This is a genomic window from Allobosea sp. 05L423 (assembly GCF_056397745.1).
On the sequence record NZ_JBFTOA010000015.1, the window covers coordinates 45,542 to 72,057 of the forward strand.

Sequence of the window (26,516 nt, forward strand, 5' to 3'; positions counted from 1 at the left end):
AGCGAAGCGACGAAGCAATCCAGGGGGGACGTAGAGCCCGGCCGTCCCTGGATTGTTTCGCTACGCTCGCGATGACGGTTGCGTCCCTTGAAATCGCTCAGGCCGCCTTGCCGGCCATGTAGGACGGCAGCCAGTCTTCATGGATCTTGCTGAGTTCGGCGATCGCCAGCGCCGGCTCACCCGGCAGGGCAAGCGCCGCGCCGCCCGTGCGGCCGATCGCGAGCGCCGGCACGCCGGCAGCCTTCGCCTCGGCGATCACGGCGTCGGCCTGAGCCGCCGGAACCGTCAGGACATAGCGCGCCTGATCCTCGCCGAAGAGCGCGGCATGGGCCGGGACGGCCGGCAGCGCCTCGACGGTGGCGCCGATACCCTTGGCCATCGCCATCTCGGCGAGCGCAACGGCGAGGCCGCCATCCGAGAGGTCGTGGCAGGCGGTGACCTTGCCGGCCGTGATCAGCCCGCGCACGAAATCGCCATTGCGACGCTCGATGGCGAGATCGACCGGCGGCGGGGCGCCCTCCTCGCGGCCGCAGATTGTCGCGAGATAGGAACTCTGGCCGAGCCAGCCCTGCGTTTCGCCGATCAGCAGGATCGCCTCGCCCTCGGCCTTGAAGGCGACGGTCGCGTGCTTGGTGACATCCGCCAGCACGCCGACGCCGCCGATGGTCGGGGTCGGCAGGATCGAGACGCCGTTGGTCTCGTTGTAGAGCGAGACGTTGCCGGAGACGACGGGGAAATCGAGCCCCTTGCAGGCCTCTCCGATGCCGCGGATGCAGCCAACGAGCTGGCCCATCACTTCCGGCTTCTCGGGATTGCCGAAATTGAGGTTGTCGGTGATCGCGAGCGGGGTCGCGCCGACGGCGGTGAGATTGCGCCAGGCTTCCGCCACAGCCTGCTTGCCGCCCTCGAACGGGTCGGCCTCGCAATAGCGCGGCGTCACGTCGGCGGTCATGGCGAGGCCCTTGGGCCCGTCCTCGATGCGGATCAGGCCGGCATCCCCGCCCGGCGTCACTACCGAATTGCCGAGGATCAGCGTGTCGTACTGTTCCCAGATCCAGCGCTTGGAGGAGAGGTCCGGCGAGCCGATCAGCTTCTTCAGCGCCTCGACATTGCCGCAGGGCGGCGTCACGCTCTCCGCCGCGATGCGCTGCTGCGGAGCGGTCTCGATCCAGGGCCGGTCGTATTCGGGGGCCTCGTCGCCGAGCTCCTTGATCGGCAGGTCCGCCATGACCTCGCCCTGATGCTTGATGACGAAGCGCAGCGTGTCGGTGGTGTGGCCGATGACGGCGAAGTCGAGCCCCCACTTCTTGAAGATCGCCTCGGCGGCGTCCTCATGGCCCGGCTTGATCACCATGAGCATGCGCTCCTGGCTCTCCGACAGCATCATCTCATAGGCGCTCATGCCCTCCTCGCGGCACGGCACCTTGTCGAGGTCGAGCTCGACGCCGAGATCGCCCTTGGCGCCCATCTCGACGGCCGAGCAGGTCAGGCCCGCCGCGCCCATGTCCTGGATCGCGTCGACATGGCCGGCGGCCATGATCTCGAGGCAGGCTTCGAGCAGGAGCTTCTCCGCGAAGGGGTCGCCAACCTGCACGGTCGGGCGCTTCTCCTCCGACTTGTCGTCGAATTCGGCCGAGGCCATCGTCGCGCCGTGGATGCCGTCACGGCCGGTCTTGGAACCGAGATAGACGATCGCCTTACCGACGCCGCTGGCCTTGGCGTAGAAGATCTCGTCGGCCTTGGCGATGCCGACCGCCATGGCGTTGACGAGGATGTTGCCGTCATAGCGCGTGTGGAAGCCGGTGGCGCCGCCGACATTCGGCACGCCGAAGGAGTTGCCGTAGCCGCCGATGCCGGCGACGACGCCCGAGACGAGATGATGGGTCTTGGGATGGTCCGGATCGCCGAAGCGCAGCGCGTCCAGCACCGCGATCGGCCGGGCGCCCATCGTAAAGACGTCGCGCAGGATGCCGCCGACGCCCGTCGTCGCGCCCTGATAGGGCTCGATGAAGGACGGGTGGTTGTGGCTCTCCATCTTGAACACGATGGCGAGGCCGTCGCCGATATCGATGACGCCGGCATTCTCGCCCGGCCCCTGGATCACCCAGGGCGCCTTGGTCGGCAGCGTCTTCAGATGGATCTTCGAGGACTTGTAGGAGCAGTGCTCGTTCCACATCGCCGAGACGATGCCGAGCTCGGTGATCGTCGGCTCACGGCCGATCAGATGCAGGAAGCGCTGATACTCGTCAGGCTTCAGGCCGTGCTCGGCGACGAGCTGCGGGGTGATCTTGGTGTCGTTCGGAATCACGGGCTCAGGGTTCCTGGCGGTCCGGCGAGGGGATTTGGCAGGGGCATAACCTGCCTGCGCCCGCGAGACAACGCATTCCGGCCGCAGGCGCGGCTTTCAGCTCTGGATCGCGGTCAGCGCGGCCCTGAGAGGCGCCGGAATCGGCACCGGCTTCTGGCCGGCGCGCTGCACATAGACATGGGTGAAGCGCCCCTGCGCCGCCGCCTCTGCCCCGCCCTGCCGGAAGATGCCGATCCGATAGGTGACCGAGCTGTTGCCGAGCCGTTCGACGGCGATCCCCGCCTCCACCGTCTCCGGAAAGGCGACGCTCTCGAAATAGGTGCAGGCGGTCTCGGCCACGAGGCCCACGGTCTCGCTGCCGCCGAGGTCGAGGAAGCCGCCTTCGATCAGCCAGGCGTTCACCGCGGTGTCGAACCAGCCGTAGTAGACGACATTGTTGACGTGGCCATAGGCGTCATTGTCGTGCCAGCGTGTTGGGATGGCGCGGAAAACGCGGAAATCTGAGCGCGAGAGACGCGGCTGGCGCTCACTCATGTCCTGGAAGCCTCTCCACCGTCACGCTCGCCCTTGTGGCCAGCATCCACGTCTTGAACACGGCTGTCACCGCGGGAAGACGTGGAAGGCCGGGACAAGCCCGACCATGACGGCACCGGCACGCCCACGGTCATTCGCCTCCCGGTTTCTCGCCGGCCTTGATCTCCGGCACGCCGAGCGCATCGGCCAGCCTCGCCTTGGCCGAGCCCGGCCGCAGTGGCTTCTGCTGGCTCTCATGCGGCGCCCAGCCGGAGAGCCAGACGAATTCGAAGGTCGCCGGCAGACGGCCGTCGGCATCGGCGAAACGCTCGGCATAAAGCGCCGCGGCGCGCAGCAGCGTCTCGCGCCGCAGCGGCGTCTTGCGCCGGGCGATCAGGCTATTGGCCCAGCCCATCGCGCGCAGATCGCGGAAGAGCCCGAAAGCGTCGCGATAGCGCACCGTGACGATCTCGCTGTCGATGACGGGCAGCGCGAAACCGGCCCGCTGCAAGAGACCTCCGAGATCGCGCAGATCGGCGAAGGGCGCCACGCGCGGGCTGACTCCCCCCATGGTCTCGCTCTCGGCTTCGAGCAGCGCCTGCCTGAGTTCTTGCAGCGTCCGCCCGCCGAGCAGGCAGCCCATGAACAGCCCGTCCGGCCCGAGGGCTCGCTTGATCTGGATGAGCGCGCCGGGCAGGTCATTGACGCCCTGCAGCGCCAGCAGCGAGACCGCGAGGTTGAGCGAGCCGGCAGCGAAGGGCAGGCTTTCGAGGTCGCCGACGAGGTCGGCCGGCGCCCCCTCGGCCTCCGCCATGCGCAGCAACCGCCCCGCCTTGCCGGCAAGGACGGGGGCGACGACCGGCAGCGGCGTGCCGAGATCGGCCGCGACCGCGAATTCCCGCAGCACGGCCCCGAGCCGCTCCTGCAGATCGCCCGCCGCGCGTTGCAGCAGGAAATCCGGATAGTCCTTCGCAAGCGCGCGTCTCAGCCGCGAACGGCCGAGCGTGCGGTCGAAGACGAGGCTGTCGTCACTCAACTTTGCACCGTCAGCAAGGATACAAGCCCTCATCCTGAGGAGCAGCCTTAAGGCTGCGTCTCGAAGGACGCTCCAGTTGTCACCTGAGCCACCTGGATCGCCCTTCGAGGAGCCATTCCTAACCGGAATGGCTCCTCAGGACGAGGGCCGGGATCACCGGACAGAGCGCGCTCAGCGATCGAGCAGCTTCGCGATCTCGGCGCGCAGCTGCGGGCCGAGGTCGCCGCGATCGAGCGCATAAGCCACGTTCGCCGCGAGGAAACCGATTTTGGAGCCGGCGTCGTAGATCTCGCCGTCGAAGCGCACGGCGTAGAACGGCTCCTGCCGGGACAGCGCGATCATCGAATCGGTGAGCTGGATCTCGCCGCCCGCCCCCTTTTCCTGGTTGGCGAGCAGGTTGAAGATCGTCGGCTGCAGGATGTAGCGGCCGGAGATGTGCAGGTTCGACGGCGCCGTGCCTTTGGCCGGCTTCTCGACCATGCCGGTGATCTTCGAGACCTTGGCCTTGGCATCCTCGACGCCGACGATGCCATATTGATGCGTCTGGTCATCCGGCACCGGCGCAACGGCGATGTGGTTGCCGCCATACTGCTCATAGGCATCGATCATCTCGGCAAGGCAGCCCTTTCCCTGGCTGTAATGCAGCATGTCCGGTAGCAGCAGCGCGAAAGGCTCGTCGCCGACGATCTCGCGGGCGCACCAGACGGCATGGCCGAGGCCGAGCGGCGCCTGCTGACGGGTGAAGCTGGTGGCGCCGGCAGCCGGCAGGTCGTGCTTCAGCGCCTCCAGCTCCTTGACCTTGTTGCGCTTGGCCAGCGTGTCGTCGAGCTCATAGGCCATGTCGAAATGGTCCTCGATCACTGCCTTGTTGCGGCCGGTGACGAAGATGAAGTGCTCGATGCCGGCCGCCCGCGCCTCGTCCACCACATGCTGCACGACCGGACGGTCGACGATGGTGAGCATCTCCTTGGGAATCGCCTTGGTGGCGGGCAGGAAACGGGTGCCGAGACCGGCGACGGGAAGAACGGCCTTGCGGATGCGTTTCGTCATGAAAAATCCATTGGGCACGGCGGCCTTTGCCAAAGCCAGGGCAGTGATCGGAACAGCCGCACAACTGTCATTGTTGGCAGCCATCTGTGCTTATAGCTGACAGGCCTTGAGAACCCGTCAACGGTTTTTCGATAGTGCCGGGTCATGACAAAGATGAGGCAAGAGACGCAATGGCGATATTGGTTTCCGGCGGCGCTGGCTACATTGGCAGCCACATGGTCCTCGAACTTCTGGATCGCGGCGAGCGAGTGGTCGTGCTCGACAACCTGTCCACCGGCTTTTGGTGGGCCGTTCCGCCGGAAGCGACCTTCGTTCAAGGCGATATCGGCGATCAGGAGCTGGTCGAGAAACTGATCGCCGAGCATGGCGTGACGGCGCTGGCGCATTTCGCGGCGCGCATCGTCGTCCCTGAATCGGTCAGCGATCCGCTTGGTTATTATTTCAATAATACTGTGAAAACCCGAGCATTGATCGAGAGCGCCGTCCGCGGCGGCGTCAAGCACGTCATCTTCTCCTCCACGGCTGCGGTCTATGGCGAGCCCCCGGTCTCGCCGGTGCCGGAGGAGATCGCGCTCAACCCGATCAACCCCTATGGCCGCTCCAAGCTGATGAGCGAGTGGATGCTGCAGGATGCGGCGAAGGCGCACGGCTTCTCCTACGTCGCGCTGCGCTACTTCAACGTCGCGGGCGCCGATCCGAAGCTCCGCTCCGGCCAGTCCTCGCCGAATGCGACGCATCTCATCAAGGTCGCCAGCCAGGCCGCGCTCGGCCAGCGCGATGGCCTCACCGTCTTCGGCACCGACTATGCGACGCCGGACGGCACCTGCGTGCGCGACTACATCCACGTCACCGATCTCGCCCGCGCCCATCTTGCCGCGCTCGACCATCTGCGTGCCGGCAGGGAAAGCCTGACCCTGAACTGCGGCTACGGCCGGGGCTATTCGGTGAAGGAGGTCGTCGAAGTCGTGAAGAAGGTCTCAGGGATCGATTTCCCCGTGACCCTCGCGGATCGCCGCGCCGGGGACCCCGCCTCGCTGGTCGCCCGCGCCGACCGCATCCAGGCCGAACTCGGCTGGCGGCCGAAGCATGACAACCTCGAGGAGATCGTCGGCCAGGCGCTGGCCTGGGAGGAGAAGCTCAGGACGCGGAACGCCTCGACCTGAACGCCCCTTCTCTAGTACGCCCGAGCCCTCATCCCGAGGAGCCATTCCCTCGGGAATGGCGTCCCGGAGGGTGCTCCAAGAGGCTCCAGGGACATCTGCAACATCCTTCGAGACGCGCTTCCGCGAAGCGCTCCTCAGGACGAGGGCTGCCGGATTCCGGACAGCCTCCAATCCGGTGCCCTCAGGCGGGGTCTTCCTCGGCCGGCTCGCGCACTTCGAGCACGGTCAGGCGCTTCACATCGCCCGAGCGCGTCGTCCAGTCGATCGAGCGCTCGGCGGCCATGCCGATCAGCGCGACGCCGATCGGCGTCATCACCGAGATGCGATTCTTCTCGATATCGGCATGCTCAGGCCAGACCAGCGTGATGGTGCTTTCCCGCTTGGTGCTCTCGTCACGATAGACGATCACGCTGCCGATCCGGGCATGATCGGCCGAAACCCGTCCCTCCGGCAGGATGCGGGCGCGGTCGAGCTCGTGGCTCAGCTCGGCGGCGAGCTCCGGCATGGTGTTGGCGGCGCCGGCCGCGATGCGGCTCAGCATGGCATGGTCCGCTGCCGTAACGGTGATGGCGGGACGCTTGGCGGTCATAGGATTGGATCTTTCGTCGAAAAGGCGAGCGCCTGCCGGCGGACACAAAGCCGCGCGGCATCGCAGGTCGAACTCGCAGGTGAACGGATGCAGAGGAAGCGCCCCCCGAGCCGGAGGCGCCAAGCGCGACAGACTCGGGGCTAGAAGCCCGCGATGACGTTGCCCGAGCGGTGCAGACCGCGGCGGAAAGGGGAGGCGCTATACATCCCGCCAGAATCGGCCAATAGCCCGGGCTTGTCAAATTGCCGCGCTGGCGCTCCGGTGACGCTCCGCTTAACCTACGATTAATCTTGTTCAGGCGCTGTGATGGTGTTTCCATCCAGCATCCGCAGGGAGTGTCCATGCGCCTGTCCGTCATCGCAGCTTCGGCCTTGATCAGCCTGGCGCCTGCGCTGGCGCAAACGACCGGGTCGATCAACGTCTCCGGCGCCCATGCCCGCAATGCGCAGGCGACGCCGGCCAGCGCCTCCCTCGACATCTTCCTGCAGCGGCTCTGGCCGCAGGCTCAAGCGCGCGGCATCTCGCGCGCGACCTTCGACCTCGCCTTCCGCGACGTGACGCCGGATGCCTCCATCATCGCCCTGACCAAGAAGCAGGCCGAGTTCAGCGCTCCGATCTGGAGCTATCTGGAGAATGCCGTCGGCGGCGCCCGCATCCAGCGCGGTCGCGACGCCGCCGCCGAGAACGCGACCGTTCTCGCGCAAGTCGAAGCCCGCTACGGCGTGCCCAAGGAGGTCGTCCTCGGCGTCTGGGGCATGGAGACCAATTACGGCTCCTTCAAGGGCAGCAAGGACGTCATCCGCTCGCTCGCCACCCTCGCCTCGATCCGCTATCGCGGCGACTTCTTCCGCGACGAGTTGCTCACCGCGCTGGAGCTGATCGAGAAGGGCTATGCCGAGCGCAGCGAGCTGCGCGGCTCCTGGGCGGGCGCCATGGGTCACACCCAGTTCATGCCGTCGAGCTACATGAAATATGCGGTCGACTGGACCGGCAACGGCCATGCCGACATCTGGAACTCGTCGAGCGACGCCATCGCCTCCACCGCCAATTACCTCAAGGGCTATGGCTGGGTGCCGGGCCTGCCCTGGGGCATGGAAGTGACGCTGCCTGATGGCTTCGACCATCGCCTCAACAAGGCGAGCTTCTCCGCCTTCGCCTCGGCCGGCCTGCGCCGCGTCGACGGCGGTCGCTTGCCCTCTTCCGGCGAAGGCCGGCTGTTCTACCCGGCCGGGCACAGCGGCCCGGTGATGCTGCTCACCGCCAATTTCGACGTCATCAAGAAGTACAATTCCTCGGACGCCTATGCGCTCGCTGTCGGCCATCTCGGCGACCGCATCATGGGTCGCCCTGCGATCCAGGCCGACTGGCCGGTCAAGGCCGCCCGGCTCGACATGGCCGGCACCAAGGACCTGCAGCACCGGCTGAAGGCGCTCGGCTTCTACAACCACGATGCCGACGGCCGCATCGGCACCGGCACGCGGGAGGCCGTGCGCCAGTACCAGATCAGCGCCGGCGAGATCCCGGACGGCTATCCGACACCGGCCCTGCTGGCGCGGATGCGTGGCAAGCGCTGACTTTCGGGCCGCTCCGTCCTATAGTGCCCGGCATAGGCGCCGCTGGATCGGATAGGCAGATGCGTCGGCGTTCGTTCGCCCTGGTTCTGACTGCCGCCTGCCTGCTCCTCGTTACGGGCGGGCCGGTTTCCCTTGCCCAGCAGCAACAGCGCAACCTCTTTCAGCTCTTCTGGCAATTGCCGGCTGCTCCGCAGCGTGCGGCGCCGCAGCCACGCCAGCGTGTCGCCCCCGTCATCCGCCGCCGCGAGGCCCCCGTCGTCGTCCGGGACGATCCGGTCATTCCCAAGGTCGATGTCAGCAGCCACATCGTGGTGATGGGCGATTCGCTCGCAAATCTCCTCGCCAACGGCCTCGACGAGGCCCTCAACGACCGCCCCGACGTCGAGGTGATCCACAAGTCCAAGCCGGATTCGGGCCTCGTCCGGACCGACTTCTACGACTGGCCGAAGGCGGTCGACGGGATCCTGGCCGGCGACCAGAAGATCACCCTCGGCGTCATGCTGGTCGGGCTCAACGACCGGCAGCCCATCCGCGAGGGCGAGGCCGTTCTCGATCCCTTAAGTCCGCGCTGGCTCGAACTCTATCGCGACCGCGTCGACCTCATCGCAAACGCCTTCGCAGCCCGTCGCATCCCGCTGATCTGGGTCGGTGCACCACCGGTGCAGAACGGCCGGCTCTCGGCCGATTTCGTCTCGTTCAACGAACTCTACCGCCAGCGCGTCGAGAAGGCCGGCGGGCAATATGTCGATCTGTGGGGCGGCTTCGTCGATGCCGAGAACCGCTACACCGCGACAGGTCCGGACGTGTCCGGCCAGCCGACACGGCTGCGCCTCGGCGACGGCATCCATTTCACCGCTGCGGGCGCCCGCAAGGCCGCCCATTTCGTCGATCTCGTCATCCGCCGCATCATCGAGGCGGCGCCGCAGAACAGCGTGATCGCCCTGCCCGTCTCGCCCGAGACCGGCGCACCCTCCACCCCCGAGCTGCAACCCGGCGGCGTCGAGCGCCTGATCGATCAGATGGTCGCCGGCGTGCCGACGATCGGCCTGCCCCCGGCCCTGCAGGCGCGCCCGCTGGCAGGGCCTATCCAGCCGCTGACCGGGCAGACCCCGATATCCGGGCAGCCACTGCTGGCCTCGATCACCGAGGCACGCGGGCGTGGCGACGCTGAGCTGCAGCTCGAGCGCGTCTTCGGCCAGGGCATCGCGCCCGATCCCGTCCCCGGCCGGCTCGATGATTATCGCTGGCCGCGCTGAGCTCAGCCCGCCATCAGCCGGTCGAACACGGGATCGGGATCATCGACCTCGACCAGCTTCTTGCCCGTGATGACCCAGACCCGAGTCGCCACGGCGCGGACGAAGGCGCGGTCATGGCTGACCAGCAGGCAGGCCGCGCCATGCTCGGTGAGCTCGCGCTCCAGCATATCCTGACCTTCGATGTCGAGATGGTTGGTCGGCTCGTCCAGCAGGTAGAAATTCGGCTGGGCAAGGCGCAGCAGCAGCATGGCGAGCCGTGCCCTCTGCCCTCCCGACAGCCGGGCGAGCGGCGCACCCTGCGCCTCGCTGGCGATGCCGGCACCCGCGAGCAGCGTGCGCGCCAGCTGGTCGCCGACATCGCTCGCGCCCTTGACGGCCGCCCAGGGCGTCGGCCAAGCATCGAGCTGCGAGAGCGCCTGGTCGGAGAAGCCGGCCTTGAGGCTCGCAGCGGCGCGGATATCCGCATCGGACCCGTCGAACGCCGCCCGCAGCCGCGTGACGAAGCGCGTCTTGCCGCTGCCGTTCGCACCGAGCAGCGCGATCCGGTCTCCGTTCTCGATCCAGAGCTGTCCGGTGCGGAAGAGCGGCCGCCCGTCCGGCACGGCGATCGCCGTATCCTTGATCGCGACCAGCGCCTTGGCATGGGTGCCGCTGTTGACGAGCCGGATCGCCCCGGCCGAGCGCTCCTTATGGGCCGGCCGCGCACTCTCCTCCAGCCTGTCGGCTCGCTCGGACAATTGCTTGGTCTTGACCACCAGCAGATCGGAGCCGGAGTTGATGCCGATGTTCTTGAGCTTGGCCGCCTGCTGCCTGAGCGCCCGGACCTTGCGCATGTCATTTTCGAACTGCCGGCCGCGCGCCGCATCGCGCTCCTCCAGCGCCTGCAGTGCCCGCGAATAGGGCAAGGCGAAATCGGCGCTTTCCGCCGGACGCAGGAACAGGGTGCGCGTGCTGGCATCGCCGAGGAAGGCGCGGTCATGGCTCGCGGCGACAACGGCGCAATCGCGCGGCAGGGCGGCAAGGAAGCGTTGCAGCAAGCCGATCCGTTCGAGGTCGAGATGGTTGGTCGGCTCGTCCAGCAGCAGCAGATCCGGTTCGACGACCGCAGCCCGGGCCAGCAGCATCGTCCGCTGCCAGCCGCCCGACAGGCTGTGGACGGCACGGCCGCGCAGCCCCTCGTCAACCATGAGGTCATCCAGCAGCACGTCGACCCGCCAGCTCTCGGTTTCGGCGGCCTCGGCGTCGAGCGCGTCGCGTACCGCCTCGTAGAAGCTCATCGGCAGGAGGCGCTCGGGCGGATCTTGCGGCGCGAAGGCACTGACGAGCCCGCGGGCTCGGGTCAGCGTCCCGCCCGTGGCCTCGTCCTGATCGGCGAGGATGCGCAGGAGCGAGGATTTGCCGCGGCCATTGGCGGCGACGAGACCGAGGCGATCGCCCTTGGCGATGGAGAGGTTGAGCCCGGCGAAAAGCGGCGCGTTGCGGACGAGCGAAAGGTCTTTGATGGCGATCAGGGACATCGGAATCTCATGAAGTCAGGCAGGCGCGAACGAGCGCGCCGAAAAGGGCTGACGATGAGACGGCGATGCGCTCCCGGTCAGCCCCGCGAGGTGAAGCGCGGGGCGGAAACAGGTCCTCGGGTGCGGAAATGGAAGCCCTGGCTCAGCGCCAGCTTCCCCCTCTGTTTCGATTCCATGGCCGCCACCATAGCGGCGTCGGCCCGGATGAACAGTGCGTCCACGGCATGACCGTAGCACTCGCGGCGCCGGTCATCTCGCGGAGCGCCCGGTGCGGCGCCGACGGAACCGCTGCGTCTACGACCGATTGCTGCCCGGACACGTAGCCCCCGCCGCGCCTCTCCGCCTGGCAAAAGGGGGCACGCATCCTACCGTAACCTACTCCCCGCGGGCCGCCTGATCGGCAATTCTCGTTCGTCGCAGGCATCTCTCTGCAGCATCGCATCGGGGTGCCCCAGTGCTCGGCAGATGATCACTCCGGAAATCCCGCAGATCGACATTCGGGTGCGATCGACGGCGAGCCTGTCACGGGGTCCCCATCCGCGCTCAACTTCAATCGAATGTTCGATCGACGTCTGAAACGCACTTACATCGAGGGAGGCTAAAGATGCCGGAACCTATTACCCGTCGAAATCTGGCTCTCGGTGGTGTCAGCCTGTTGGCCGGATCCTCGCTTGCCTCGCCGAGCCGGGCCGAGTTCGACAAGTTTCTCGGAATCGGCGAAGGCATGGAGGATTTCTGGCTCGCCACCGACGCCTATATCTACGGCTATCCGCTGGTCACCATGGAGATGACCCGCAAGATCGTCACCAATGTCGCGGCGCCGGTGGGAACGCGCGCGCCGATGGGCACGATCATCAGGTTGCGCGAATATCCGAACGCTTCCTTCAGGGATGTCACGGCGCCCAACGCAGACACACTCTACACCACGGCGTTCTTCGATGTCGGCAAGGAGCCATGGGTCCTGAGCATCCCGGACATGAACGGCCGCTATTTTCTCATGCCGATGCTCGACGGCTGGACGAACGTCTTCCAGGTCCCGGGCAAGCGCACGACGGGAACCGGCGCGCAGACCTATGCGATTACGGGCCCCGGATGGAAAGGGACCCTTCCGTCAGGGGTCAAGGAGTACAAATCTCAAACGAGCATCGTCTGGTTGCTGGGGCGCATCTATTGCACGGGCACTCCGGAGGACTATGCCGAGGTTCATAAGCTCCAAGACGCCTTCAAGCTCGTCCCGCTGAGTTCCTATGGCAAGCCCTATACGCCGCCGCCCGGGACCGTCGATCCCTCGGTCGATATGAAAATGGCGGTCCGCGAGCAGGTAAACCGCATGGACGCGGTGTCTTATTTCACGCTGCTGAGCAAGCTGATGAAGGACAATCCGCCGGCCGCTGCGGATGCCCTGCAGATCGCGAAATTCGCGCGGATCGGGATCGTTCCCGGGCAGGATTTCGATGCGAGCAAGCTCAAGGCCGATTTCCTCAAGCGCGTTCCCGAGGTCGCCTTCGACCGGATCATGATCCAGTTCAAGACCAACAAGGAGGTCCGGGACGAGAAAGGCTGGGGCTTCACGACGAAGACCGGGATCTATGGCACGGACTACCTGATGCGGGCGCTGGTCACGGCGATCGGGCTCGGCGCCAACCGGCCTCAAGACGCAATTTACCCGACCTCGCTGAAAGATTCCGAGGGGCGGAAGTACAGTGGCGCGAACAAATATGTCATGCGCTTCCCGAAGGGTCAGTTGCCGCCCGTCAACGGGTTCTGGTCCCTGACGATGTATGACGCCGACTATTTCTTCGTCGACAATCCGATCAATCGCTATTCGATCAGCGCCCGGCAAAATCTGAAGTCCAATCCGGACGGCTCGACCGATCTCTACATCCAGAATGAATCCCCCGGGAAAGACAGGGAATCCAATTGGCTGCCGGCTCCGAAAGGCGATTTCATTCTGATGCTGAGAATGTACTGGCCCAACGAAAAGAGCCCCTCGATCATCAATGGGACGTGGAAAATCCCGCCGGTGAGCAAGGCCATGGCGTGAGGCCGAAATGTGAGGCTCCCGGCTTCGGCTTGGCTCGTCGTCTCGGCTATGCGATCGTCGCTCGATCGCGAGCAAAAATGCGAGGGCGCTATGGATACGGACCAGGCGGCCAAGGACCGCGTTACGCAAACCTTGATGAAGCACCTGGAACTCGCACAGGAGCAGCTCGACATGGCCGAGCGAGGTATCCTTTTGTCGATCGACGGGGCGCCGGAAGGGATCAATCTGACCAAGGAAGCGCTGGCCATCCGCGTCGAGCAACTGCAGGGGGCCCTCGACCGGCAGCGAGGACGCGGCTGAAGCCCTGCCCTTCGCCCGTCCGGAACGGGCTCCTTCCAAAAGCGGGAGATGGATTGGCCCATCCGGTCGGTTCAACCTGATGGGATCGACTCTAACCTCGCGCGATCTGCGCCAGAAGGTCGCGCAGGTTCAGTTCGGCATCGGGCGGGGTCCCATAGGCGGCGTTCGCGGGAATCCCCGACAGCGTCGCATGCATCACGTCCTTCGGCGTCAGGCCGAACTCCTTCTTGAAGGAGCGGCTGAAGCTCGACGGATCGGGAAAACCCAGCCCCTCGGCGATGGCTGCAATCGAGCCGAAATTGGCGCCGTTCGACAGCTCCGCGAAGGACTGCTTCAGGCGTCGCCGCTGGATGTAGTTCCTCACGCCCCCCTCGCTTTCGAGCAGGCGATAGAGCTGGGAGCGGGACATGCCCGCCTCCCGGCAAAGGAGATCCGGCCCGAGAGCGTTGCTCTGCAGGTTGCGGTCGACGATGCGCCGGACGATCTCCTTGCGGGTCACCGCGACCGGCGCGGCACCGAGGGAATTGTGATCCGACGATGGCGCGATGCAGGCGAGCAGCATGCCGCGCACGGCGGTCTGCAGGCCGGGCAAATCCGCCTCGGAGAAGCTTGAAACGTTACGCGCCAGCAGGACAATGAACTCGGCCAGAAGCTTGCCCATCGCGTCGCTGAGCGGCCGGCCCTCCGCCCCTTCCAGGATGGCGGTCACTTCAGGAAAGGTGTCGCGCGGCAGATAGAGCTGCAGCCGGTCGTCGGCCTCGCGGAAACTGACGAGCTCGCGCCCCAGCGATGCCACGAAGGGCGTATCGGCGGGCACGTCGATCGAGCGCTGCCGCCCCGCCTCTCCGAACGTCCGCTTGTGGCCGATCGTGATGTTCCAGTGGTCGATGGGGTTGCGCCGGACGAGGTCGGCCGTGCGGGACGCGCGCAATTTCGGCGCCTGCACGCGGCTCAGGCCGAAACCACCGAAATTCCAGATCTCGCTGGTCGCGGAAAAGCCGGCCTGAGGATCGTCGACCTCGACATCGAAGACCGCGTCGAACCAACCGCGCCAAGCATCCAGCTGCTTCGCTTTGGGGAGGCCGACCGTTGTGAAAATAACCGGCGTCATCTGACCAAGCGACAGGGGAAGGACACAAGCGCGCTTGCACTCCACCGCGGCGCTCAGGTCAAGTATTTATTCCGGGCAACGACAAATCCTGCCGATTTCCTAGGCAGATATCGCTCTCATCGATGAATTCGCAACAATTCGGTGCTCCGAGCGGCCGCATCTGCGGCTGATCGGGTATCACTGCGCCGCCTTATGATCACTTGTAAAACGCAGCGCGCCCGGACCGGCACATCGGCCGATCCGGGCTGCTGGGAAGAGATTGAACCGAGATCGCGCCGGGACGGCGGCGACCTCACACCGGCAGGATCGTCGCGCCCATCAGCTCCTTGTCGATGGCGTGCGCCGCCTGTCGCCCCTCGCGGATCGCCCAGACCACGAGCGACTGGCCGCGGCGCATGTCTCCGGCGACAAAGACCTTGTCGGTGCTGGTCTTGTAGTCGCGGTCATTGGCGACGACGTTGGCGCGCTTGTCCACCGCCGCGCCCGACTGCGCGATCATGCCCTCGATCAGCGAACCGGCAAAGCCGATGGCAAGGAAGCAGAGATCGGCCTGCAGCACGAATTCGGTGCCGGGGATCGGCTTGCGCTTCTCGTCGACGCGCGCGCATCTCACGCCGGTCAGCCGGCCTTTGCGGCCTTCCAGTCCGAGCGTCGCCGCCTGGAACTCGCGCTCGGCGCCCTCGGCCTGCGACGAGGAGGTGCGGAACTTCGTCGGCCAGTACGGCCAGACGGTGAGCTTGTCCTCGATCTCCGGCGCCATCGGCCGGATGTCGAGCTGCGTCACCGAGAGCGCGCCTTGCCGGAAGGCGGTGCCGACGCAGTCCGAGGCCGTATCGCCGCCGCCGACCACCACGACATGCTTGCCCGCGGCCAGGATCGGCGCCTCGTTCGATACGTCCTCGCCGCCGACCCGCTTGTTCTGCTGGGTGAGGTACGGCATCGCGTAATGCACGCCCGCCAGATTGGTGTCCGGCAGGCCGGGATCGCGCGGCGCTTCCGCACCGCCCGTCATCAGCACCGCATCATGCTCGGCGACGAGCGTGGCGAAGGGCAGGGTCACGCCGACATTGGCGTTGTAGTGGAAGGTGACGCCCTCCGCTTCCATCTGCTTCACGCGGCGATCGATATGCCCCTTCTCCATCTTGAAGTCGGGGATGCCGTAGCGCAGCAGGCCGCCGGCCTTGGCCTCGCGCTCATAGACATGGACGTCATGGCCGACGCGGGCGAGCTGCTGCGCCGCGGCCATTCCGGCCGGACCGGAGCCGACGATGGCGATGCGCTTGCCGGTGCGCTTGGCCGGAATTTCCGGCGCGATCCAGCCTTCCTGCCAGCCCTTGTCGGCGATCGCCTGCTCGATCGTCTTGATCGTCACCGGCATGTTCTCGAGGTTGAGCGTGCAGGCTTCCTCGCAAGGCGCAGGGCAGATGCGGCCGGTGAACTCCGGGAAGTTATTGGTGGAGTGGAGGTTGCGCAGCGCATCCTCCCAGGCGCCGGAATAGACGAGCTCGTTCCAGTCCGGAATCTGGTTGTGCACCGGGCAGCCCGTCGGCCCATGGCAGAAGGGGATGCCGCAATCCATGCAGCGCGCCGCCTGCTTCTTGATGTCGCGCTCCTCCAGCGGGAGCGTGAACTCGCGGAAATGCCGGATGCGGTCGCCGGCGAGCTGATATTTCTGCTCCTGCCGGTCGAATTCGAGAAAGCCTGTGACCTTGCCCATGCCGTTTCTCTCGCCGTGTGCCCGGGTCGTCCCCGCGCGCGTGCCTGTCTGATCGCGTGACCGGGGCCGTTCGGGCCCCGGCGGGTGGCGCGTTTCGCTTATTCCGCGGCCTGCAAGGTGCGGGCCTGTTCCATCTCGCGCAGCGCGCGGCGGTATTCGACCGGCATCACCTTGACGAACCTGGTGCGGTAATCCGCCCAGTTGTCGAGGATCGTGCGAGCGCGCTCCGAGCCGGTGTAGTTGGCGTGGTTCGTCAGCATCTGCATCAGGCGCTCTTCGTCATGGCCGGACATGTTGGTCATGTCGATGCGACCCTTGTGCTCGAGATCGCCGCCGTGATGGTGCAGCCGCTCCATCAGCTCCTCTTCCTCCTCGACCGGCTCGAGATCGACCATCGAGAGGTTGCAGCGCGACTTGAAGGTGCCGTCCTCGTCCAGCACATAGGCGATGCCGCCCGACATGCCCGCGGCGAAGTTGCGCCCGGTCTGGCCGATGACCGCGACGACGCCGCCGGTCATGTACTCGCAGCCATGGTCGCCCGTGCCTTCCACCACCGCGATGGCGCCGGAGTTGCGCACCGCGAAGCGCTCGCCCGCCACGCCGCGGAAATAGGCCTCGCCCGCGATCGCGCCGTACAGCACGGTGTTGCCGACGATGATCGAGCGCTCCGGCACCGCCTTTGCGGCGGGATCCGGCTTCACGATGATCTTCCCGCCCGACAGGCCCTTGCCGACATAGTCGTTGGCCTGGCCGGTGAGCTCGACGGTGACGCCCGCCGCGAGGAAGGCCGCGAAGCTCTGGCCCGAGGTGCCCTTGAGCTTCACGGTGATGGTGTCGTCCGGCAGGCCGGCATGGCCGTACCTCTTCGCGACGGAGCCCGAGAGCATCGCACCGGTGGAGCGATCGACGTTGCAGATGCGCTCCTCGATCACGACCGGGGCGCCGGTCTCGATCGCGCCTTCCGCCGCCTTGATGAGCCTGCGGTCCAGCACTGTGTCGATCGGGTGCTTCTGCAGCTCGACATGGCGGATCGCCACCTCCGGCAGATCGACCTTGTGGAACAGCTTGGTGAAGTCGAGGCCCTTCGCCTTCCAGTGCTCGATCGCCTCCCGCTTGTCGAGCAGGTCCGCGCGGCCGACGATCTCCTCGATCTTGGTGAAGCCCATCTCCGCCATGATCTGGCGGACATCCTCAGCCACGAAGAAGAAGTAGTTCACCACATGCTCGGGCAGGCCCTTGAAGCGCTTGCGCAGCACCGGGTCCTGCGTCGCGACGCCGACCGGGCAGGTGTTGAGGTGGCACTTGCGCATCATGATGCAGCCGGCGGCGATCAGCGGCGCGGTCGAGAAGCCGAACTCGTCGGCCCCGAGCAGCGCGCCGATGATGACGTCGCGGCCGGTGCGCAGGCCACCATCGACCTGCAGGGCCACGCGGCCGCGCAACTGGTTCAGCACCAGCGTCTGCTGCGTCTCGGCAAGGCCGATCTCCCAGGGCGAGCCGGCATGCTTCAGCGAGGTCAGGGGGCTTGCGCCCGTGCCGCCCTCGAAGCCGGAGATGGTGATGTGGTCGGCGCGCGACTTGGCGACGCCAGCCGCGACCGTGCCGACGCCGATCTCGGAGACGAGCTTCACCGAGACATCGGCCGCCGGGTTGACGTTCTTCAGGTCGAAGATCAGCTGCGCCAGATCCTCGATCGAATAGATGTCATGGTGCGGCGGCGGCGAGATCAGGCCGACACCCGGCGTCGAATGCCGGGTCCGCGCGATCTTGGCATCGACCTTGTGGCCGGGGAGCTGACCGCCCTCGCCGGGCTTGGCGCCCTGCGCGACCTTGATCTGCATGACGTCGGAATTGACGAGATATTCGGTGGTGACGCCGAAGCGGCCGGACGCGATCTGCTTGATCGCAGAGCGCTTGGAGCGACCGTCCGGCATCGGCTTGAAGCGGATCGACTCCTCGCCGCCCTCGCCGGTGTTCGACTTGCCGCCGATCTGGTTCATCGCGATGGCGAGCGTCTCGTGGGCCTCGCGCGAGATCGAGCCGAACGACATCGCCCCGGTGGCGAAGCGCTTGACGATATCGGCAGCCGACTCGACGCTCTCCAGCGGCACGGGCGCCCGCCCGTCGTCACTGGCCATCTTGACCTTGAACAGGCCGCGGATGGTGCTGAGCCGCTGCGCGTCGTCATTCACCTGCCTGGCGAAATCCTCGTAGCGCTCGCGCGCATTGAGGCGCACCGCATGCTGCAGCGAGGCGACGACATCCGGCTTCCAGACATGGTCCTCGCCGCGGACGCGGTACATGTACTCGCCGCCGATATCGAGGCTGTTCCGATAGAGCGGGGAGTCGCCGAAGGCGTCGCGGTGGCGGCGCAGGCTCTCCTCGGCGATCTCCTCCAGGCCGACGCCCTCGATCGCCGTGCCGGTGCCGAAGAAGAACTTGTCGACGAAGGCGCTCTTCAGGCCGACGGCATCGAAGATCTGCGCGCCGCAATAGGATTGGTAGGTCGAGATGCCCATCTTGGACATCACCTTCAGCACGCCCTTGCCGACCGACTTGATATAGCGCTTCACCACCTCGTCGGCGTCGACCTCCTCGGGGAAGGCGCCCTGCGCATGCTGGTCGAGCAGGGTGTCGAAGGCGAGATAGGGGTTGATCGCCTCGGCGCCGTAGCCGGCGAGGCAGCAGAAGTGATGGATCTCGCGCGGCTCGCCGGATTCGACGACGAGGCCGACCGAGGTCCGCAGGCCCTTGCGGATCAGGTGATGGTGCACCGCCGCCGTGGCCAGCAGCGCCGGGATCGGGATGCGGTCCGGTCCGACCTGCCGGTCGGACAGGATGATGATGTTGTAGCCGCCATGGACCGCAGCCTCCGCGCGCTCGCAGAGCCGCGCCAGCGCGCCTTCCATACCGGCCGCGCCCTCGCGCGCCGGGTAGGTGAAGTCGATGGTCTTGGTGTCGAAGCGGTCCTCGTAATGACCGATGCAGCGGATCTTCTCTAGATCGTCATTGGTCAGGATCGGGGTGCGCACCTCCAGCCGCTTGCGCCGCGAGGTGCCCTCGAGATCGAGGATGTTCGGACGCGGCCCGATGAAGGACAGCAGGCTCATCACCAGCTCCTCGCGGATCGGATCGATCGGCGGGTTCGTGACCTGCGCGAAGTTCTGCTTGAAATAGGTGTAGAGCAGCTTCGACTTGAGCGAGAGCGCCGAGATCGGCGTGTCCGTGCCCATCGAGCCGACGGCTTCCTGTCCGGTCACCGCCATCGGCGCCATCAGCAGCCGGACATCTTCCGTGGTGTAGCCGAACGACTGCTGGCGATCGAGCAGCGGCACGTCCGTGCGCGACGCACGTGCCTCGACCGGGGGCAGGTCCTCCAGCACGATCTGGGTGCGCTTCAGCCAGTCCTTGTAGGGGTTGGCGAGGCACAAGGAGGTCTTGATCTCGTCGTCGCCGATGATGCGGCCCTGCTCCAGGTCGATCAGCAGCATCTTGCCCGGCTGCAGGCGCCACTTCTCGACGATCTTCTCCTCCGGGATCGGCAGCACGCCGAACTCGGAAGCGAGCACGACGAGCCCGTCATCGGTGACGAGATAGCGCGCGGGCCTGAGGCCGTTGCGGTCCAGCGTCGCGCCGATCTGGCGCCCGTCGGTGAAGGCGATCGCCGCGGGCCCGTCCCAGGGCTCCATCAGCGCGGCATGGTACTCGTAGAAGGCGCGCCGCTCCTCGTTCATCAGCGGGTTGCCGTTCCACGCCTCGGGCACCAGCATCATCATGGCGTGGGCGAGCGAGTAGCCGCCCTGAACCAGGAATTCGAGCGCGTTGTCGAAGCAGGCAGTGTCGGACTGGCCTTCATAGGAGATCGGCCAGAGCTTCGAGATGTCCGAGCCGAACAGGTCGGAATCGACGCTCGCCTGCCGGGCCGCCATCCAGTTGACGTTGCCGCGCAGCGTGTTGATCTCGCCGTTATGGGCGACCATCCGGTAGGGGTGCGCGAGGCGCCAGGACGGGAAGGTGTTGGTCGCGAAGCGCTGGTGGACGAGGGCGATCGCGCTGTCGAAGCGCTCGTCCTGCAAATCCTTGAAGTAGGAGCCGAGCTGGTTCACCAGCACCATGCCCTTGTAGACGATGGTGCGGCAGGACATCGAGACGGGGTAGTATTCCGCCGTCTTGCGCTCCTGGTGCTTGTAGACCTTGTTCGAGACCGACTTTCTGAGAACGTAGACCTGCCGCTCGAACTCGTCCTCGCTAGTGATGTCGTCGGGGCGGCCGACGAAGAGCTGGCGATGCACCGGCTCGGTTTCCAGCACCGCCTTGCCGAGATCGGCATTGTCGACCGGCACGTCGCGCCAGCCGAGGAAGTTCAGCCCTTCCTCCTCGACGGTCTGGGAGATGATCTCCTCGCAGAGCGCGCGGATCGCCGGGTCGCGCGGCATGAAGAACTGGCCGATGGCATAGAAGCCGGGCTCGGGCAGCTCGATGCCGAGCTTGCCCGTCTCTTCCTTGAAGAAGCGATGCGGGATCTGGACGAGGATGCCGCAGCCGTCGCCGAGCTTCGGATCGGCGCCGACGGCGCCGCGATGATCGAGATTGTGCAGGATCTGCAGGCCCTGCTGGACGATGGCGTGGCTCTTGCGGTTCTTCATGTCGGCGATGAAACCGACGCCGCAGGAGTCTTTCTCGTTGCGGGGATGGTACAGGCCCTGATGCGTCGGCATCGCCGGGTCGCGCACGGCCGGAAAACGCTCGAAGCCCTCTGCGCCGCTCGACTTGCTGGTCACGCTCATCGTCAAACCCCGCTTCCCAGAACCCGCTGGCGCGCCGCCGGCAGGTAGACCCGTCAGTCCACAATCCTCGCCGCTCCGGCCCTCAGTGCCGACGTTGCGTCAGCAGCAAGGTGGGGCCAAGGCGGCTCGGCCGTCGTCTTGTCAGAGGCTTGCTTGCGCTTTGTTTCCACCGCGCCCGCGTCCTCCGCAGGCGCCCCGGGCGTTCTCTCGCCCGCTCGCGCCTGTCTTCAGCCCGTCGTTTTACGGGCGGTGCACGTACGGTTGGCTTTGGCGTGTTTAGCCCGGCCCCTCGTCATGCTCCGCTCCATGCGACGGCGCGACCTCCAGCCTGCATCGGCTTTCGGTCGGCGCGGTGAAAAATGGGACAGCAACACTGTCCTATTGAGATGAACTTGCCAGAATTCCAATCTGCGCACAAGCGTCGATTTTGCACCGCGGCGAAATTTTATTGCAAAATTGAATCCACGCCAGACATTTCCGAGACGAAAGCCTAACTCCGGCAGCACGCTTCTTGTTTTTGGGCATGCAGCGAGGTTTCAGCCCGGCGCGCCGCGCAGGCCCCCCTTTCCCGGCGCCCGCTTGGCAGCAGACCGCCATCCGCCTAACCCTCGGTCATGCATTTCTTCAGCGACAACACCGCCGCCGCCAGCCCTCGCGTCATGGCCGCGCTCGCCGCCGCCAATGAGGGCAACGCCTCTCCCTATGGCAAGGACGAGTGGACGCGCCGCGTCGAGGAGCGCTTCGCCGCGATCTTCGAGCGCGAGGTCTCGGTCTTCCTTGTCCTCACGGGCACGGCGGCGAATGCGCTGGCGCTGGCCAGCATCGTGCGGCCCTGGGGCGCCGTCCTCACCCATGAGGAAGCCCATATCGTCGAGGACGAGTGTGGTGCCCCGGAATTCTTCAGCAATGGCGCAAAGCTGGTCGACCTGCCCGGCACCGGCGCCAAGCTGCAGCCGCAGACCGTGGCGAAGGCGCTCTCGCATCTGCGCGACGGCGATTTCCATCAGGTCCAGGCCCAGGCGCTGTCGATCACCCAGGCCACCGAATGCGGCACCGTCTATACGCCTGACGAAGTGCGGGCGCTGAAGGACGCCGTCACCCCGCGCGGCCTCAAGCTGCATATGGACGGCGCGCGCTTCGCCAATGCGCTGGTCACGCTCGGCTGCACGCCCGCGGAGGTCACCTGGAAGGCCGGCGTTGACGTGCTCTCCTTCGGTGGCACCAAGAATGGCGCGCTCGCGGCCGAGGCCGTGATCTTCTTCGATCCCGGCCATGCCGAGGAGATGAAGTGGCGCCGCAAGCGCGCCGGCCAGACCCTGTCGAAGGGCCGTTTCCTTGGCGCCCAGTTCGAGGGGCTCCTCGCCGACGATCATTGGCTCGACCTCGCCCGCCATGCCAACGCCCGAGCCAGGCGCCTGGCGGATTCGGTCGCGCAAGGCAGCGAGGCGCGCCTGGCCTGGCCCTGCCAGGCGAACGAGGTCTTCATCGTGCTGCCGCCCGCCGTCCAGGAGCGGCTGAAGGCGGCCGACGTCGGCTATTATGACTGGTCGGCCCGCTCGCTGCCGCCGGAAGCGCCGCTTCGGGACGGCGAGATCGTCGGCCGCTTCGTCATGTCCTTTGCGACCGAGCCGGAGCATGTCGAGCGCCTGATCGCCTCCATCGCAGGCTGAAGAGGCGCATTTCAGCCCCGTTTCCAGCCCCATGCCTGCCGCATTCCCTAACAAGACTGCCCGCCACGAAAGCAGTCGTTAAGGAAGGTGGCATGGCAAATCGTTCGACCGCACCGGGGCGCATCGCGCTGATGGGCCTGGTCGTGGCCAGCGCCCTGGCCGGCACGGCGGGAACCGCCGGAGCCCAGTATTACTATTATGACGACGGGTACGCCCCGTATCCCGCCTATGGCTACGGCTATCGCTATGACTACCGTTACGCACCCCGCCCGCCGGCGTTGGTCCCGCGCACACCGGCGCCGGTCTCGCCTTATGCGGTCAACCGCATAGCGGCCCGCGACTACGGCCTCGTCAGGATCGACCGCTCGATCCGCCGCGACGACACCTATATCGTCGATGGCGTCACGGCTGGCGGCCAGCGCCTGCGCCTGATCCTCGATGCTTATGCCGGCGATCTGATCCGCCGCATCCCGCTGCGCGGACAGGGCGTGCCCGCGCCGGATGTCGCTCGCATCGACCCGCATCAGGGGCAGGCACCGCGCCCGCGCCTCGTGCCCCAGCCCCCCGAACGGCCGGCCGAGCTGAAGCCGCCGGCAGAAGCCAGCGCGCCCGCGACGTCCGTTCCCCCATCACCGGCGGCGCCGGCCGCACCCGAACCTGCCAAGCCCGCCGAGGCCGCTCCGGTCGAGGCCAGCGCTCCTGCCACGGCCTCGCCCCCCTCGCCCGCCGCACCGCCTGCGCCGGAGCCTGCGAAGCCCGCGGAGAGAGCGCCCGCCGAGGCCAGCGCGCCTGCGACCATCACTCCGCCGCAGCCGGCGAAGCCGGCAGAGCCTTCACCGGGCGCGACCAACCCGGAGACCGGCGCCGACAAGCCCAAGCTCGTCAACCCGGGCGATGTGCGCGGGACGGACGCGGCGGAACGCAAGCCGCCGCTGTCGACCGCAGCGCCCGCAAACCAAACGCCGTTGATCCCGCCCGTGCAGCAGATTGATCCATCGCCGTCCACGCCCAAGCCGGAGACGCCGATCGCTCCGGTCGCCCCGATGAACTGAGGATAGCTCCCCCGAGGGGGCGTCATTCCGGACAAGCCGCCATAGCGGCGCCGGTCCGGAATCCATTGGAGGGCGCCGAAGTTCTACGATGGTTTCCGGGTCTGCGCTTCGCTCCGCCGGGAAATGACGACGTGTCGTTGTCGCCTTGCTCAGCGCACCAACAAAAAAGGCTCCCGTTTCCGGGAGCCTTTCTCGTCAGCCCGTAGGGCCTTTCGCGTTACGCCGCCTTGGCGGTCTCGATCTTGGCTTCGAGAACCTTGGCAGAAGCGGCGGCAATCGGAATCTGGCGCGGCTTCTTGGCCTCGGGAATCTCGCGCACGAGATCGATATGGAGCAGGCCGTTCTCGAGGCTGGCTCCGGTCACCTGCACATAGTCGGCGAGCTGGAAGCGGCGCTCGAAGGCGCGGGCGGCGATGCCCTGATGCAGGACTTCGCGCTTCTCGGCGCTGCCGGCAATCTGCTTCTCGCCCTTGACGGTCAAGGCATTTTCCTTGGCCTCGATGGAGAGGTCAGCCTCGCCGAAACCCGCAACCGCAATCGTGATGCGGTAGCCGTTCTCGGCGGTTCGCTCGATATTGTAGGGGGGATAGCCCGGCGCGGCGTCGTTGCTCGTCGCCTGATCGAGGAGAGAGAAGAGGCGGTCGAAGCCGACGGTCGAGCGATAGAGCGGGGAAAGATCGAATTGACGCATGATATGTCCTCCGAAGAAGCGACAGTTTGGTCAGCCCGCCTCGCCTGAGCACGGGCCTGTTTCGGTTTGCGCACCCGGTTCCGGCCTGCGCATCCATGATCTGGGATGGCTTTCGCGCTTTTCAAGAGCCCCCGCCAACGGGCATAAACGAAGCCCGAAAGCAGTTCGGCGACCGGCGGGGGCATGCGGTCGCGATCCGGAGTGAGCCGATGGCCGAGGCCGTTCTTTTTGCCCATCCCGGCTATCCCGTGCCGGGCCATGGCAAGGTCTGGCACGCAGCGACGCGCGACGGCGCCTCCCTGCGCTTCGCGAGCTGGCGCCCGACGGTGAAGCCGGCGCGCGGCACCGTCGTGCTCGTGCAAGGCCGCGCCGAATTCATCGAGCGCTACAGCGAAACCGCCGCCGAACTGCGCCGACGCGGCTTCCATGTGCTGACCTTCGACTGGCGCGGCCAGGGCGGCTCGCAGCGCTTCGTCCGGCGCGAGCGCAAGGGCCATGTCGGCCGCCTCAAGCATTACGAAGCCGATCTCGCCCTTGTGATGGCGGAAATGCAGGCGAAGTTTCCGCCGCCCTATTTCGTCCTCGCTCATTCGATGGGCGCGGCACTCTGCCTCGACGCCGCCCGCCATGACGCCCTGCCGGTGTCGCGCATGGTGGCGCTTGCCCCGATGCTCGGCCTCACCATGATCGCGCACCCGGCCAGGGCCAGCCGCCTGGCCAGCCTGCTCTATTGGCTCGGCTTCGGCCGCGCCTTCGTCCCGGGCGGCGGCGACACGGCCATCGCGACGAAACCCTTCGAAGGCAACCGGCTGACGAGCGACGCCGTCCGCTACGCCCGCAACAGCGCGCTCTCTTCCGAGGCTCGCCATCTCAGCATCGGCGACCCGACCATCGCCTGGGTCAGGACGGCCTTTCGCCTGATGGCACGCCTCGGCGCCCCGTCCGCCGCGCTGGAGGTGAAGGTGCCGACACTGATCATCGCCGCCGGACAGGACCCGGTGGTCTCGACGCCGGCGATCGAACGCTTCGCCGCACGTCTCAAGACCGGCTCCGCGCTGGTGCTAACGACGGCGCGACACGAGATCCTGATGGAGAACGACGCGATCCGCGCCCAGTTCTGGGCCGCCTTCGATGCCTTCATTCCCGGCGAGGGTCAGGCCGCGTCCGCCTCAGCCGGCGAGTCGCGCGAGAGCAGCCTCATGCAGCGCCTTGTTGCCGGCAGCGAGGATTCGCCCCCCGCCGGCAGCGCTGCCGCCGTCCCATGAAGTCACGATACCGCCGGCTCCCTCGATGATCGGGATCAACGCGACGATGTCATAGGGCTTGAGGCCGCTCTCGATGACGAGATCGACATGGCCGGCCGCCAGCATGCAATAGGCGTAGCAGTCGCAGCCATAGCGCGAGAGCCGAACCTGCTTCTCGACGCGGCCGAAAGCCTTTGACTCCTCGCCCTCGAACAGCCCCGGGGAAGTCGTCATCAGCGTCGCGGCGGCGAGATCGGTGACCGGCCGCGTACGCAGCTTCCGCGGCCCGCCCGGCCCCTCATAGCGCGCCTCGCGCCCGTCGCCGGAATAGCGCTCGCCGGAGAAGGGCTGGTGCATCATGCCGTAGACCGGCACGCCCTTGCGCGTCAGGCCGATCAGCGTGCCCCAGACCGGGATGCCGGAGATGAAGGCGCGCGTGCCGTCGATCGGATCGAGGACCCAGACATAGTCGGCCTCGGTGTTTTCGCTGCCGAATTCCTCGCCGAGCACGCCATGGGCCGGAAACTGCCCCTTGATCATGTTGCGCATCACCGATTCGCCCGCGCGGTCGGCCTCGGTCACCGGATCGAACACGCCGCCCTGCGACTTGTCCTCGGTCTGATGATGCGCCCGGAAGAACGGCAGGATCGCCCGCCCCGACTGGGTGGCCAGATCCGCGACGAAAGCGCCGAAATCGACTGCGCTCATGAAAGCTCTCCCCTTTGCTGCTCCGCAGCATCAATCTCGTAAGGCACCGGGCCACAAACTCGCATAGGTGACAAGAATCGCAAAAACACCGGCAAAAACCGCCCCCGTCATGCGCAATGCGCATGACCCCTGCGAGTTGCGTAATTTCGCTTGCGTTTTGCAGCGCACTCTCATATTGTGCACTGC

19 protein-coding genes are annotated in these 26,516 nt (G+C 66.5%); 8 read left to right on the plus strand and 11 right to left on the minus strand.

The window, feature by feature from the left end; all coding sequences use genetic code 11:
* Nucleotides 1-97 precede the first annotated feature (97 nt).
* The 4 genes from purL to galU all read right to left on the minus strand — a co-directional run bounded on the left by purL (nt 98) and on the right by galU (nt 4,907).
* Entirely contained in the window at nt 98-2,308 is a 2,211-nt protein-coding gene (gene purL, locus AC1DNE_RS23715; RefSeq protein WP_476841208.1) for a phosphoribosylformylglycinamidine synthase subunit PurL, read from the minus strand.
* A gap of 96 nt (nt 2,309-2,404) precedes the next feature.
* Nucleotides 2,405-2,842: an acyl-CoA thioesterase gene (locus AC1DNE_RS23720; RefSeq protein ID WP_441472627.1), complete on the minus strand. Its 438-nt coding sequence runs from the start codon at nt 2,840-2,842 to the stop codon at nt 2,405-2,407.
* 130 nt (nt 2,843-2,972) lie between these two features.
* Nucleotides 2,973-3,857, minus strand: coding sequence for a methyltransferase domain-containing protein (locus AC1DNE_RS23725; protein WP_441472626.1), 885 nt, complete (start codon nt 3,855-3,857; stop codon nt 2,973-2,975).
* A gap of 171 nt (nt 3,858-4,028) precedes the next feature.
* Complete coding sequence (galU, locus tag AC1DNE_RS23730; RefSeq protein WP_476841209.1) at nt 4,029-4,907, minus strand: UTP--glucose-1-phosphate uridylyltransferase GalU; 879 nt, start codon at nt 4,905-4,907, stop codon at nt 4,029-4,031.
* A gap of 170 nt (nt 4,908-5,077) precedes the next feature.
* Here galU and galE point away from each other — a divergent pair, with 170 nt between their 5' ends.
* Nucleotides 5,078-6,070, plus strand: coding sequence for a UDP-glucose 4-epimerase GalE (galE, locus tag AC1DNE_RS23735; protein ID WP_441472624.1), 993 nt, complete (start codon nt 5,078-5,080; stop codon nt 6,068-6,070).
* A gap of 181 nt (nt 6,071-6,251) precedes the next feature.
* Here the strand turns inward: galE and rnk are convergent, their stop codons facing one another.
* Complete coding sequence (gene rnk / locus AC1DNE_RS23740; RefSeq protein WP_441472623.1) at nt 6,252-6,659, minus strand: nucleoside diphosphate kinase regulator; 408 nt, start codon at nt 6,657-6,659, stop codon at nt 6,252-6,254.
* 341 nt (nt 6,660-7,000) lie between these two features.
* Here rnk and AC1DNE_RS23745 point away from each other — a divergent pair, with 341 nt between their 5' ends.
* Complete coding sequence (locus AC1DNE_RS23745; protein ID WP_441472622.1) at nt 7,001-8,233, plus strand: lytic murein transglycosylase; 1,233 nt, start codon at nt 7,001-7,003, stop codon at nt 8,231-8,233.
* A 59-nt stretch (nt 8,234-8,292) separates the two neighbouring features.
* Nucleotides 8,293-9,489, plus strand: coding sequence for an SGNH/GDSL hydrolase family protein (locus AC1DNE_RS23750; RefSeq protein ID WP_476766924.1), 1,197 nt, complete (start codon nt 8,293-8,295; stop codon nt 9,487-9,489).
* Between the two features lie 2 nt (nt 9,490-9,491).
* On the opposite strand, the gene AC1DNE_RS23755 is transcribed toward AC1DNE_RS23750, so the two are convergent.
* The gene (locus AC1DNE_RS23755; protein ID WP_476766923.1) at nt 9,492-11,006 is read right to left on the minus strand and encodes an ATP-binding cassette domain-containing protein; all 1,515 of its coding nucleotides are present in this window, start codon (nt 11,004-11,006) and stop codon (nt 9,492-9,494) included.
* Between the two features lie 604 nt (nt 11,007-11,610).
* Here AC1DNE_RS23755 and AC1DNE_RS23760 point away from each other — a divergent pair.
* Together AC1DNE_RS23760 and AC1DNE_RS23765 are read left to right on the plus strand one after the other, a co-directional pair.
* Complete coding sequence (locus AC1DNE_RS23760; RefSeq protein ID WP_441472619.1) at nt 11,611-13,050, plus strand: DUF1254 domain-containing protein; 1,440 nt, start codon at nt 11,611-11,613, stop codon at nt 13,048-13,050.
* A gap of 90 nt (nt 13,051-13,140) precedes the next feature.
* Complete coding sequence (locus tag AC1DNE_RS23765) at nt 13,141-13,350, plus strand: hypothetical protein (RefSeq protein WP_441472618.1); 210 nt, start codon at nt 13,141-13,143, stop codon at nt 13,348-13,350.
* A 91-nt stretch (nt 13,351-13,441) separates the two neighbouring features.
* On the opposite strand, the gene AC1DNE_RS23770 is transcribed toward AC1DNE_RS23765, so the two are convergent.
* From AC1DNE_RS23770 to gltB, 3 genes are all read right to left on the minus strand, one after another.
* A complete protein-coding gene (locus AC1DNE_RS23770) occupies nt 13,442-14,461 on the minus strand; it encodes a helix-turn-helix domain-containing protein (RefSeq protein ID WP_441472617.1) in 1,020 nt (339 codons plus the stop codon).
* Between the two features lie 292 nt (nt 14,462-14,753).
* The gene (locus AC1DNE_RS23775) at nt 14,754-16,178 is read right to left on the minus strand and encodes a glutamate synthase subunit beta (protein WP_441472616.1); all 1,425 of its coding nucleotides are present in this window, start codon (nt 16,176-16,178) and stop codon (nt 14,754-14,756) included.
* A gap of 98 nt (nt 16,179-16,276) precedes the next feature.
* Nucleotides 16,277-20,965: a glutamate synthase large subunit gene (gene gltB / locus AC1DNE_RS23780; protein ID WP_441472615.1), complete on the minus strand. Its 4,689-nt coding sequence runs from the start codon at nt 20,963-20,965 to the stop codon at nt 16,277-16,279.
* A gap of 614 nt (nt 20,966-21,579) precedes the next feature.
* Here gltB and AC1DNE_RS23785 point away from each other — a divergent pair.
* Nucleotides 21,580-22,635: a threonine aldolase family protein gene (locus AC1DNE_RS23785; protein ID WP_441472614.1), complete on the plus strand. Its 1,056-nt coding sequence runs from the start codon at nt 21,580-21,582 to the stop codon at nt 22,633-22,635.
* Nucleotides 22,636-22,727: 92 nt separating this feature from the next.
* Nucleotides 22,728-23,687 carry a hypothetical protein gene (locus AC1DNE_RS23790; RefSeq protein ID WP_476766922.1) on the plus strand — a complete coding sequence of 320 codons (960 nt, stop codon included), beginning with the start codon at nt 22,728-22,730 and terminating at the stop codon, nt 23,685-23,687.
* Nucleotides 23,688-23,904: 217 nt separating this feature from the next.
* Here the strand turns inward: AC1DNE_RS23790 and AC1DNE_RS23795 are convergent, their stop codons facing one another.
* Nucleotides 23,905-24,378 (minus strand): Hsp20 family protein, encoded by a 474-nt coding sequence (locus tag AC1DNE_RS23795; RefSeq protein ID WP_441472612.1) that lies wholly within the window; start codon nt 24,376-24,378, stop codon nt 23,905-23,907.
* Nucleotides 24,379-24,587: 209 nt separating this feature from the next.
* Between AC1DNE_RS23795 and AC1DNE_RS23800 the strand changes: the two genes are divergently transcribed.
* Nucleotides 24,588-25,643 (plus strand): alpha/beta hydrolase, encoded by a 1,056-nt coding sequence (locus AC1DNE_RS23800; protein ID WP_441472611.1) that lies wholly within the window; start codon nt 24,588-24,590, stop codon nt 25,641-25,643.
* Here the strand turns inward: AC1DNE_RS23800 and hisN are convergent.
* Nucleotides 25,548-26,330: a histidinol-phosphatase gene (gene hisN, locus AC1DNE_RS23805; RefSeq protein ID WP_441472610.1), complete on the minus strand. Its 783-nt coding sequence runs from the start codon at nt 26,328-26,330 to the stop codon at nt 25,548-25,550. The two genes, AC1DNE_RS23800 and hisN, sit on opposite strands and share 96 nt — an antisense overlap.
* Nucleotides 26,331-26,516 lie beyond the last annotated feature (186 nt).

Excerpts from the sequence above, each read along its gene's own strand:
- galE (WP_441472624.1), top strand. The coding sequence starts at position 5,078 with ATGGCGATATTGGTTTCCGGCGGCGCTGGCTACATTGGCAGCCACATG.
- AC1DNE_RS23745 (WP_441472622.1), top strand. The coding sequence starts at position 7,001 with ATGCGCCTGTCCGTCATCGCAGCTTCGGCCTTGATCAGCCTGGCGCCT.
- AC1DNE_RS23750 (WP_476766924.1), top strand. The coding sequence starts at position 8,293 with ATGCGTCGGCGTTCGTTCGCCCTGGTTCTGACTGCCGCCTGCCTGCTC.
- galU (WP_476841209.1), bottom strand. The coding sequence starts at position 4,907 with ATGACGAAACGCATCCGCAAGGCCGTTCTTCCCGTCGCCGGTCTCGGC.
- AC1DNE_RS23785 (WP_441472614.1), top strand. The coding sequence starts at position 21,580 with ATGCATTTCTTCAGCGACAACACCGCCGCCGCCAGCCCTCGCGTCATG.
- rnk (WP_441472623.1), bottom strand. The coding sequence starts at position 6,659 with ATGACCGCCAAGCGTCCCGCCATCACCGTTACGGCAGCGGACCATGCC.
- AC1DNE_RS23795 (WP_441472612.1), bottom strand. The coding sequence starts at position 24,378 with ATGCGTCAATTCGATCTTTCCCCGCTCTATCGCTCGACCGTCGGCTTC.
- AC1DNE_RS23760 (WP_441472619.1), top strand. The coding sequence starts at position 11,611 with ATGCCGGAACCTATTACCCGTCGAAATCTGGCTCTCGGTGGTGTCAGC.
- hisN (WP_441472610.1), bottom strand. The coding sequence starts at position 26,330 with ATGAGCGCAGTCGATTTCGGCGCTTTCGTCGCGGATCTGGCCACCCAG.
- AC1DNE_RS23800 (WP_441472611.1), top strand. The coding sequence starts at position 24,588 with ATGGCCGAGGCCGTTCTTTTTGCCCATCCCGGCTATCCCGTGCCGGGC.
- AC1DNE_RS23790 (WP_476766922.1), top strand. The coding sequence starts at position 22,728 with ATGGCAAATCGTTCGACCGCACCGGGGCGCATCGCGCTGATGGGCCTG.
- AC1DNE_RS23755 (WP_476766923.1), bottom strand. The coding sequence starts at position 11,006 with ATGTCCCTGATCGCCATCAAAGACCTTTCGCTCGTCCGCAACGCGCCG.
- gltB (WP_441472615.1), bottom strand. The coding sequence starts at position 20,965 with ATGAGCGTGACCAGCAAGTCGAGCGGCGCAGAGGGCTTCGAGCGTTTT.
- AC1DNE_RS23775 (WP_441472616.1), bottom strand. The coding sequence starts at position 16,178 with ATGGGCAAGGTCACAGGCTTTCTCGAATTCGACCGGCAGGAGCAGAAA.
- AC1DNE_RS23720 (WP_441472627.1), bottom strand. The coding sequence starts at position 2,842 with ATGAGTGAGCGCCAGCCGCGTCTCTCGCGCTCAGATTTCCGCGTTTTC.
- AC1DNE_RS23765 (WP_441472618.1), top strand. The coding sequence starts at position 13,141 with ATGGATACGGACCAGGCGGCCAAGGACCGCGTTACGCAAACCTTGATG.
- AC1DNE_RS23770 (WP_441472617.1), bottom strand. The coding sequence starts at position 14,461 with ATGACGCCGGTTATTTTCACAACGGTCGGCCTCCCCAAAGCGAAGCAG.